The 10455-nt window shown below is 68.6% G+C and carries 7 protein-coding genes; 3 read left to right on the top strand and 4 right to left on the bottom strand.

Annotated elements, in window-relative coordinates; all coding sequences use genetic code 11:
* Positions 1 to 67: 67 nt before the first annotated feature.
* Genes QMX80_RS16475 through QMX80_RS16465 form a run of 3 tightly spaced genes read right to left on the bottom strand, consistent with a single transcriptional unit; the run spans position 68 to position 7784 of the window.
* Complete coding sequence (locus tag QMX80_RS16475) at positions 68 to 3145, bottom strand: efflux RND transporter permease subunit (RefSeq protein WP_282278237.1); 3078 nt, start codon at positions 3143 to 3145, stop codon at positions 68 to 70.
* A gap of 5 nt (positions 3146 to 3150) precedes the next feature.
* Positions 3151 to 6642 (bottom strand): efflux RND transporter permease subunit, encoded by a 3492-nt coding sequence (locus QMX80_RS16470; protein ID WP_282278234.1) that lies wholly within the window; start codon positions 6640 to 6642, stop codon positions 3151 to 3153.
* Positions 6639 to 7784, bottom strand: a complete 1146-nt coding sequence (locus QMX80_RS16465; RefSeq protein WP_055765026.1) for an efflux RND transporter periplasmic adaptor subunit — start codon at positions 7782 to 7784, stop codon at positions 6639 to 6641. Before QMX80_RS16465 ends, QMX80_RS16470 begins: the two co-directional genes overlap by 4 nt.
* 204 nt (positions 7785 to 7988) lie before the next feature.
* Between QMX80_RS16465 and QMX80_RS16460 the strand changes: the two genes are divergently transcribed.
* Genes QMX80_RS16460 through QMX80_RS16450 form a run of 3 tightly spaced genes read left to right on the top strand, consistent with a single transcriptional unit; the run spans position 7989 to position 9129 of the window.
* Positions 7989 to 8369, top strand: coding sequence for a c-type cytochrome (locus tag QMX80_RS16460; RefSeq protein ID WP_055765024.1), 381 nt, complete (start codon positions 7989 to 7991; stop codon positions 8367 to 8369).
* Positions 8370 to 8378: 9 nt separating this feature from the next.
* Positions 8379 to 8840, top strand: a complete 462-nt coding sequence (locus tag QMX80_RS16455) for a cytochrome c (RefSeq protein WP_055765022.1) — start codon at positions 8379 to 8381, stop codon at positions 8838 to 8840.
* A 58-nt stretch (positions 8841 to 8898) separates the two neighbouring features.
* On the top strand, positions 8899 to 9129 hold the full coding sequence (locus tag QMX80_RS16450; protein WP_282278232.1) for a hypothetical protein: 231 nt from the start codon (positions 8899 to 8901) through the stop codon (positions 9127 to 9129).
* 40 nt (positions 9130 to 9169) lie between these two features.
* On the opposite strand, the gene QMX80_RS16445 is transcribed toward QMX80_RS16450, so the two are convergent.
* Positions 9170 to 10455, bottom strand: a 1286-nt coding sequence (locus QMX80_RS16445; RefSeq protein ID WP_282278230.1) for a hypothetical protein, incomplete at its 5' end; no start/stop codon positions are given.

Raw genomic sequence — 10455 nt, 5'->3', positions numbered from 1 at the left:
TCGCCCCGCCCCCCGCCCCCCCCCCCCCCCCCCCGCCCCGCCCGGGCGCGCCCCCCCCGCGACAGCCTCAGTCCCGGACGGGAACGGGTTCCGCTTCCCGCACCGGCGACAGTCCCCGTGCGCGGCGTACCAGGCGCGCGGTCCCCGTGCGCAGGTCGTCGAGGATGGCGTAGATGGTCGGCAGGAACAGCAGGCTGACCACGGTCGAGAACGCCAGCCCGCCGGCGATGGCGCGCGCCATTGGGTAGTACGGCGGCATGCCCTCGGCGGTCTTGGTGTTCAGCGCGATCGGGATCATCGCCAGGATCGCCGTGCCCATCGTCATCATGATCGGGCGCAGGCGTTCGCGGCTGCCCTCCACCAGCGCATCGGTGCGCGCCATGCCGCGCCGGCGCAGGTTGTTGATGTGCTCGATCATCACGATGCCGTTGTTCACCACCACGCCCATCAGCACCAGGATGCCGATCACCGCCATGATGTTCATCTCGGTGCCGGTCAGCCAGAACAGCCAGTACACGCCGAAGATGGAGAACAGCACGCAGGACATGATCGCGGCCGGGAACAGCAGCGACTCGAACAGCGCAGCCATGATCATCACCATGATGATCAGTGCGATGAAGATGCTGTTCACCATCTGCTGCATGCCGTCGAAGTTGATGTTGAAGCCGGCGCCGCTGAAGGTGTAGCCATAGCCGGGAGGGAACTGCACACCCTCCAACGTCGTCTCGATGGCCTTGCGCGCCTGGTCCATCGGCACGTCCTTGGCCAGCCCGGCCTCGACCCGCAGCATGGTCTGCCGGTTCAGGCGCTGGATCGAACTGGCCGCCGGATTGACGCCCACGTCCACCATCGCCAGCAACGGCACTTCCTTGCCGCCGGCGGTGCGCACCATGAAGGACGACAGGTCCTCGACGCCATAGTTCTCCGAACCGGCGAAGCGCACATTGACCGGGATCTCGACGTCGTCGCGGTGGAAATCGCGCAGCGAGGAGCCGCGCAGCGCCATGCCGACGAACTGCGCCACCTGCTGTGCGCTGAAGCCGTAGGCCGCGGCGCGCTCGCGGTCCACCCGCACCGCCAGTTCGGTGTTGGCGTCGCCGGTGTCCACGCGCACGTCGCGCAGCTTGGGATCGCGCGCCAGCATCGGCACGATGTCCTCGGCCAGTTCCTTCAGCGTCTGGGTCGAATCGCCCACCAGGCTGAAGCGGATGCCCTGCCCCTCGCTGCCCATGCCGCCGGGCCAGCCGATGCCGATCTTGGCCCGCGCCGACTGCGGCAGGCCCTTGCGCACTTCTTCCTTGATCTTCTCGCTCAGCACCTGGTCCTCGATGTCCAGGAACAGGCGCGTCTGCGCCCAGCCCTGCTCGCTGTAGCGGCTGAACACGCGGTCGATGTGGAAGTCCTTGCGGTGCGCATTGACGAAATCCTCCACCCGCGCCACTTCCCGACCCATTTCCTCCTTGGAGTAGGCGCCGCGCCACTGATAGAAGATGTTGATCTGGCTCGGATCGCCATCGTCGCCGCCGCCCTGCGTATGCGTCATCGGGTACAGGCTGGCCAGGGTGATGGCGAGGATGCCGCCCACCGCCCAGCCGCGATGCTGCAGCGTCCAGCGCAGCGCGCGCGCGTAGCGCTCCTGCAGGCGGTTGATCAGCGGCGACTTCAGCGCCGGCGGGGTCTTCATCCGCGCCGACAGCATCGGGATCAGGCTCACCGCCACCAGCCACGAGGCCAGCAGCGAGACCGAGATCGTCACCGCCAGCTGCGACAGGTAGATGGTGATGATGTTCTTCTCGCCGAACATCATCGGCAGGAACACCACGCAGTGGCACAGCGTGCCGGCCGACAGCGCGATGGCCACGTGGCGGGTGCCGATGATGGAAGCCATCGACGGCTGGTTGGGGTACTTCTCGCGCTCCTGGTAGATGCTCTCCACCACCACCACCGCGTTGTCCACCAGCATGCCCACCGCCAGCAGCAGGCCCATCATCGAGATGATGTTCAGGGTGATGCCGGCGAAGTACATGAACCCCAGGGTCATGATGAAACAGATCGGGATGGCCAGCGACACCATCAGCGTCGACGGCCAGTGGCGCAGGAAGGCGTACAGCACGACCACCGACAGCAGCAGGCCGATCGCGCCGGCCTCGGCCAGGGCCAGCAGCGAACTGGTCACCGCCTGCCCCTGGTCGTCGGTGACCTCGATGCCGATGCCGCGCATCGCCGGATCGTCCTTCAGCTCTTCGATCTCGGCGCGCACCGCATGCGAGAGATCGACCAGGTTGGCCGAGCGCTCCTTGTACACGTCCACGCCGACGCTCGGCTTGCCTTCCATCTGCCGCACGTAGTTCATGCGCTGCGGCTTCAGGCTGACCTCGGCGATGTCCGACAGCCGCGTTCCGCGCTTGTCTATGGGCAGGTTGCGCAGCGCCTGCAGTTCCAGCAGCTCCCCGCGCGGCTGCACGCGCAGGCGCCGGCCGGCCTCGGTGATCTGCCCGGCCGACACCGAGAAATTCGCCGCCTGCAGTTTCTGCACCAGTTCGTTGAGCGCCACCCCGTGCGCGCTCAGCCGGTCCTTGTCCAGCGCCACCAGCACTTCCTGCTTGGCCACGCCCTCGACCTCGACGCGGGCCACGCCGGGCAGGCGCTCCAGGCGCTGCTTGATGCTGCGCTCGATCAGGTCCGCGCGCGCGGTCAGGTCCTCGTCGCTGGTCAGGCGCAGGCTCATCGCCTCGCGGTCGCTGGTGCTCCAGCGCTGCACGTAGTAGCGGCGGAAGTCGTCCGGCAACTGGTCGCGCACCGCGTCGATGCGTTCGCGCGCCTCGGACGCGGCCATGGCGATGTCGCGGTTCCAGTCGCTGAACTCGACCTGGATCTGCCCGCCCTCGGCGTTGGCGCGGGCGTTCATCGACTTGATGCCCGGCATCGTGGCGATGGCCTCCTCCACCGGCCGCAGCAGGTTGCGCTCCACTTCCTCCGGCGTCGATCCCGGATATGGCAGGGACACGAAGAAGAAGGGAATGGTCGCTTCCGGCTCGGCTTCCAGCGGCAGGCGGAAGGCGGCGATCAGGCCGATCGCCACCATCGACACGAACAGCATGATGGTGGTGACGGGGCGGCGGATGGACAGCTCGGTGATGTTCATCCGCATCAGCCCTTCAGCCCGTCGCCATCGACCGCGCCTTTCTCGAGCGCGCCATGCTCATGCGCCAGCACCTGCTCGACCTGTTCGGCCTGCTGCCGCGCGCGGCGGCCGCGCTCGGCATAGAACGCATCCGGCTTGCGGTCCAGCAGGTCGTACACCACCGGGATCACCAGCAGGGTCAACAACGTGGATACCAGCAGGCCGCCGATCACCGTGATTGCCATCGGCGACCGCACTTCCGCGCCTTCGCCGAAGGCCAGCGCCAGCGGCAGGAAGCCGAACACCGCGCACAAGGTGGTCATCATGATCGGGCGCAGGCGCGAGCGTGCGCCCTCCACCAGCGCCAGGCGCTTGGCCATGCCCTCCTCGCGCAGCTGGTTGACCTTGTCGATCAGGATGATGGCGTTCTTCACCACCAGGCCGACCAGCAGGATCAGGCCGATGAACACCACCACCGACACCGGCGAGCGCGCCAGCAGCAGCGCGCCGACCGCGCCGACCAGCGCCAGCGGAATCGTGAACAGGATGACGAACGGGTGCAGCAGCGATTCGAACTGCGAGGCCATCACCAGGTACACCAGGAACACCGCCAGGCCGAAGGCGAACAGCAGCGAACGGATCGACTCGCCCAGCTCCTGGCCCTGCCCGCCGATGTGCATGCCCACATCGGTGCCGAGCGGGTTCTCGGCCACCATTTTCTGCACCTCGGTGATCGCCGTGCCCAGGTCGATATCGCGCAGGTTGGCCGAAACGATCGCCACGCGGCGCAGGTCGGCGCGATGGATCTCGCTCGGCCCGGTGGTCGCCACCACCTCGGCCACCGACGACAGTTCCACCGGCTTGCCGCCGGTCGGGTGCACGATCAGGCGGCGGATGTCCTCGACCGAGGAACGCTCGGACTCCTGCACGCGCACCAGCACGTCGATCTTGCGGTCGCGGAAGCTGTAGCGGGTGGCGACGTTGCCGCGCACCTTGTTGACCACCGCATCGGCGATCTGGCGCGTGGTCAGGCCCAGCGCCGCGGCGCGGTCCTGGTCGAACACGACCTGGATTTCCGGGAAGCCCTGCTCCACCGTCGACTTGACGTCGGCGTAGTGCGCGTTCTGCCGCAGCATGCCAGCCAGCTTGTTGCCGGCTACGCGGATCGATTCCAGCGTGTTGCCCTCGATCTCGATCTCCAGCGGCGGCGACAGCGCGAACAGTTCCGGGCGCGCGAAATCCACCTGCGCGGCCGGCCAGGCCTTCATGGTCTGGCGGAGCTTCTCGGTCAGCTCCGGCTCGCGCGAGGTGTCATTCATCACCACCGACAGCTTGCCGATGTTCTCGCCGCTCTCGGTCGGGCTGGCGTCGAGCCGCGTGCCGGTGCCGGAAACGCCATACAGCAGGCGCACCCCCGCTTCTCCGGCGTGCTTGCGCTGCACTTCGCGCACCAGCGCGTCGGTCTGCGCCAGCGGCGTGCCCGGCGGCAGCTTGGCGGTCATCTCGAAACGGTCCTGCGCCAGTTGCGGGATCAGGTCCACGCCCAGCATCGGCAGCGCTGCCAGGGTCAGCGCGAACGCCAGCGCCGCACCGCCCAGTACCGGCCACGGCCGCACCAGCGCCGCGGGCAGCAGGCGCAGGTAGCCGCGTTCGGCGCGACCGTACGGCGCCATGGCGATGTCGCTGGCCTTGCGCATGACCGGGCCGACCACCGCGGCGATGCCGCGGAAGATGCGCACCACCAGCCACGCCGCGGCGTAGAAGCCGTAGCGGAACATCGCACCGATGCCACGGCCGGCGAACGCGGCCGGCTTCTGCCAGCGGCGCTCCGGGCGCCACGGCTGGCGCGGATCCTCGGCCGGGAACTCCAGCGGTGGACGGCCCTTGAGCGCGCTCAGCATCGGGATCAGGGTCATCGACACCACCAGCGACACCGCGATGGCGATCGACACGGTCAGCGCCTGGTCGCGGAACAGCTGGCCGGCGATGCCCTCGACGAACACCAGCGGCAGGAACACCGCGATCGTGGTCAGGGTCGAGGCGACCACCGCCATGAACACTTCGCGCGTGCCCTTGATCGCGGCCTCGAGGATGCCCATGCCGCGCTCGCGCGCCTTGGCGATGGATTCGAGCACCACGATCGAGTCGTCCACCACCAGGCCGGTGGCAAGGGCCAGGCCGCCCAGCGACATCACGTTCAGGCTCAGGCCGAGCTGGCCCATGAAGAAGAACGTGGCGATGATCGAGATCGGCAGCGACAGCGAGATGACGAAAGTGCTCCAGCCATCGCGCAGGAACAGGAAGATGATCAGGATCGACAGCAGGCCGCCGATCACCGCATCGATCTTGACGTCCTTGATCGCGTGGCGGATGAAGACCGACTGGTCCTCCACCGTGGTCATCTCGATGTCCTTCGGCATCTGCTTGCGGATCGCCTCGAGCTTCTTTTCCAGCGCGTCGGCGGTGGAGACGGTGTTGGCGTCGCCTTCCTTGTAGATGGCCAGCTCCACGGCCTCATGGCCACCGGCGCGGATCACCGCCTCGCGCTCCTTGTAGCCCTGGCGCACGTCGGCCACGTCCTTCAGCCGCACCGGCGAGGTGCCGCCGCCGCTGCCGTCGCTGCGCATCGCGGCGATCACGTTCGGATCGCGGCTGCCGAGGATCGCGGTCATCAGCTGGCGGTTCTCGCCCGCCGCGGCCGCGCCCGAGCCGCCGGCGGTGTTGAGCAGCATCTCGCGCATCTGCTCGACCGTGGCGAACTGGTTGACGGTGCGCACCAGGTAGCGCTGCGAGCCCTCCTCGAGGCGACCGCCGGACAGATTCACGTTTTCCTGCTGCAGGCGCTGGATCACGCTGTCCAACGACAGCCCCAGCTGCGCCAGCTTGCGCTGGTCGATATCCACCTGGATCTCGTCCTCCAGCCCGCCGCCGACCTTGACCGCGGCCACGCCACTGACCGGCTCGAGCTTGCGCTTGAGATCCTCGTCGGCGTAGCGGCGCAGCTCCATCAGCCGGCGCACCGCATCGGCTTCGCTGCCGCCGTCCTGCTTCGAGGACAGCGCCAGGCGCATGATCGGCTGCGTGGACGGATTGAAGCGCAGCAGCACCGGCGGCTTGGCCTCCAGCGGCAGCTGCAGCGTTTCCATCTTGTCGCGCACGTCCAGCCCGGCCTGCTGCATGTCCGTGCCCCAGGCGAATTCCAGGACCACGTCGCTCTGGCCGGTGCGCGAGATCGACTTGAGCTTGCGCAGGCCCTTGACGATGCCCAGCGCTTCCTCGGCCGGCTGCGAGATCAGCGTCTCCACCTCGGCCGGCGCCGCGCCTTCATAGTCGGTGCGCACGGTCAGCGTGGGATAGCTCAGATCGGGCAGCAGTTCGACCTTCAGGCTCGACAGCGAGATCGCGCCGAACAACACCAGGGTCAGCGTCATCATCGCGATGGTGACGCGACGGCGGGTGGCGAACTCGATCAGGTCGAAACCGCCACCGCCGGGAACCGACGGATCGCGCGCACTCATTGCTTGGCCGCCTGTGCGGCCGGCGCCTTGACGGCAGCGGCGGACGCGACCGCCTTTTCCTTCTCCTGCCCGATCACCTGCACCGCGCTGCCCTCGCGCAGCGCCGCCTTGCCGGCCACGACCACTTCCTCGCCCGGCTCCAGGCCTTCGCGCACTTCGATCCAGCCGGCATCGTCATAGCCGAGCTTGAGCTGGGTACGCATCGCCTTGCCTTCGCGCACCACGTACACGGCCGGTTCGCCGCCGTCCTCGAGCAGCGCGGTACGCGGCACCACCAGCGCATCGGCGCGCTGGTCGTAGTTGATGCTCAGGCGGCTGAACATGCCCGCCTGCAGCTCGCTTTCACCGGAGAACGAGGCCACCACGCGGAACGTGCCGGTGCCGGTATCCACCACCGGCGACACGCGACCCACGACGCCGGCGAACCTGCGGCCCGGCAAGGCGTCGGCAAGCAGTTCCACCGCCTGCCCCGGCTTGAGTTTGGCGATCTCGCGCTCGGGCACGTTGAGCGTGGCTTCCAGCTTGCCGGCATCGACGATGCGGATGATCGGCGAGTTGATCTGCACGAAGTTGCCCGGCTTGATGTCGCGCGAAGCGACCACGCCCGAAATAGGCGCCACCACCGTGGTGTAGGAAAGTTCCAGCGTGGCCATGCGGTACTGCGCGCGCGCGTTCTCCAGGTCGAAGCGCAGCTGGTCCACGTCGGCGGCGCTGACCAGCTGCTGCTGGACCAGTTTCTGCGCGCGCTGATAGCTGTTTTCCAGCTTGCGCATCTGCGCCTCGCTCTGCGCCACGGCCAGGCGGGCGCGGTCCGGGTCCAGCCGCACCAGCGGTTGCCCGGCGCTGACGCGCTCGCCCTCTTCGACCATCACCGCCAGCGCCACGCCCGAGGTCTTGGCGACCACCTGCGATTCGGCGCGCGGCTCCAGGGAGGCGGTACCGGTATAGCTGGCGGCGATGGCGCGGCGCGCCGCCTTGGCCACTTCGACCGGGACCGCATCGCTGGCCTTCTGCTCTTCCTTGGGCTTGTCCTTGGTCTCTTCGCCGCCGGCCTTGCAGCCTCCCAGCAACAACACCGTGGTGACGAGGAGAGCGGCGGCGCAGCTTCCGGTGCGGCCGTACGGAGTGAGGAGTCGCGACATCGTGGGGTCCCTGGAGATGCAGTGGCTGGTGTTGTAGCAAAGTATTGCACCACCCCACGGCAACACCATGCCCCAAAGGTCATGCCCACGCGCTGCACCGCAGCATTCATGAATGGTTCCGAACCGGTGAATGCGCGGGCTATACTCGAACCGTTCCGTGTCCCACGGCGGAACCAACAGACCCGCATACCGGACAAGGAAACCATGCGCTCGCAGCCGTTTGCCGTATGTCTCGCCCTGGCTTTCGCCCTGCCGTTCGGGGCCGCCGCCCAAGCCGACCCGCAGCAGTCTGAACCTTCCGCTCCCGCCGCCGCGGCATCGCCGCAGGCCGCTGCCGGCAATGCCGAAGCCGGCCGTACCCTGGCCTACACCTGCCAGGGCTGCCACGGCATCACCGGCTACAAGAACGCCTACCCGAGCTACCGCGTGCCCAAGATCGGCGGGCAGTCGGCGCAGTACCTGACCCAGGCGTTGACCGAATACCGCGAAGGCAAGCGCAAGCACCCAACCATGCAGGCGCAATCGATGAGCTTCAGCACGCAGGACATCGCTGATCTCTCCGCCTACCTGTCCACTCTCAAGTAAGCACCGCTCATGTCGAAAGCCAAGCACGCTTCGCGTCTCGCCATCGCACTGTTCGCTGCCTGCGCCCTGGCCGCCTGCACGCAGTCGGAGGTGGAGTCCACCGGCAAATCCGCCGCCGACCCCGGCCATGCCAGTGGCGAACACGGTTCCAGTTCTTCGGCCGGCCTGCCGCAGGGGCGCATCGCCGCCGGTGAGCAGCTCGCCAACAGCAAGGGCAAGGCCACCGGCCAGAGCTGCATCGATTGCCACGGTGCCGATGGCAACGCCCCGATCGACCCTAGCTACCCGCGGCTCGGCGGCCAGTATGGCGACTACCTCGCCCATGCCCTGCAGGCCTATCGCGGCGGTGACCGCGAGCACATGCTGATGTCGCCGCAGGCCGCCGGCCTGAGCGACCAGGACATCTCCGACCTGGCCGCCTACTTCGGCTCGCGCCCGAGCCAGCTGCGCGACCTGCACGGCTTGAAGTGATCGCATCGCGCCGGCACGCCCGTGCCGGCGCCGTTGACGCCCCCTGCGTGAGGCAGCAATGACCACATCGTCGCCGCCATCCCTCAGGAGATTGGCGCTCACCTCGCTTGTTTCGCTGTTGGCGAGCGGTGCCGGCTTGCTCTGCATCCGCGCCCGTCCCGACATGCTCAGGACCGATCCGGCATGGATCGGCCCCGCCGCTATGGTCGGCACCCTCGCGTTCCTGGTCTGCGCGATGCTCCTGACGCCCGCCGTGGCGCGCGCCATCCGGCGCGGCAGGAATCCCTAGAAATCCACGTCCAATGCAGCGGGATTGAGTACGGCGCCGTTCAACGGCTGCCGTTGTCGTCCTGCAGTTCCTTCTTGAACGGGATGTCCGGCGGCGGCCGCGCGCTGGCCGGCTGCTCCTGCATGTTCGGATTGCTCAGGCCACAGCCGCCGCCGAACTGCAGGACGGAAATCACGCAGGAAATACGGTTTTCGGTGCCCGGGATCGGGATTTCGATGCTCCTGATGCCCTTTCGCACCCACTCGGCCAGCAGCGATTCGTTGGGCACCCAGTATTTGTCGAACGACGTGGGCTTGTGCTCGTAGGGCGGGCGCTTGAGCCAGGTGCCGGCATGGTCGATCTGCTCGCGGCTCCAGCTGTCCGACTCGCCGCCCGGCGCGCCACGTCCGGGCGCGGCCTCCTTTCCAGCGTCGCCCGCCATGCGCACACTGCCATCGTTGTTGTACAGGCCGCGCCCCGGGTCGGACGCGGCACCGCTGCCGCCGGATGCCTGCCGCTGCGAGGCGCCCCAGTCGTCCGAACGGACCGGTGCCGCCCAGCCACCGCTGCGGTCCTGCGGTCTTGGCCCGGCTCCCGTACTGGTGCCTGATTGCGGCGCAGCATTCGCCGCCGGCCCACCCGCCGCAGCTCCCTGCGAAGACCGCGACGCCTGCGCCCCACCCTCGCTGGCCCGCGCCGGCACCGGGCCGGAACCGGAGGCAGGCGCCGGGGCGGCATCGGCGACGCCCGGCATCCGCCGTTCGCGCACCGCCACATCCGCGGTCCTCACCTGCACGCCGCTTTCGCGCGCCGGCACCGTCGCCATCTGCACATCCTGGCGCGGCGCGGTTTCGACCTGCCGTTCGCGCACCGCCGGTTCCACGCCATTCAAACGCACTTCCGCCTCGCGTGGGCGGACCGGCGTCATCGCCACCGGCGGCGTGGGCACCGTCTCGATCTGCCGTTCGCGCACCTGTACCTGCGGCATGGCGGGCGCCTTCGCCACGACATCGCGCGTCGGCAAGGCGCGCACCGGTACCGCCGGCGCCACCGCGGTTTCTACGGTGCGCTCGCGCACCTGTGGCTCATGCACACGCAGCGCCGGCGCCGCCACCGTTGGCGGCGGCAGCACGAAATCCGTGGTCGGCCTCGGCACTTCGGTGACCTGCAGCATCTGTTCCGCCGCGACGTCCGGCGCAGGCCGGGACATGTCCACCGGCATCGCGGCCAACTCCGCGTCCACGCCGCTGTCCTGTGGCACCGGCGGCGTGGGTTGCGGCTGCGGCGAAGCGGCGGCCGCGGCTTCGGCCGCACCGCCCTCGCGCGCCGGCGCACCAGCCGAGCGCG

The sequence above is a fragment of the Stenotrophomonas sp. PS02297 genome (assembly GCF_029959705.1).
GTDB classification, from domain to species: Bacteria; Pseudomonadota; Gammaproteobacteria; order Xanthomonadales; family Xanthomonadaceae; genus Stenotrophomonas; species Stenotrophomonas nitritireducens.
The sequence above is the reverse complement of the archived record's forward strand: the minus strand, read 5'-3'. Positions and strand labels throughout refer to the sequence as shown.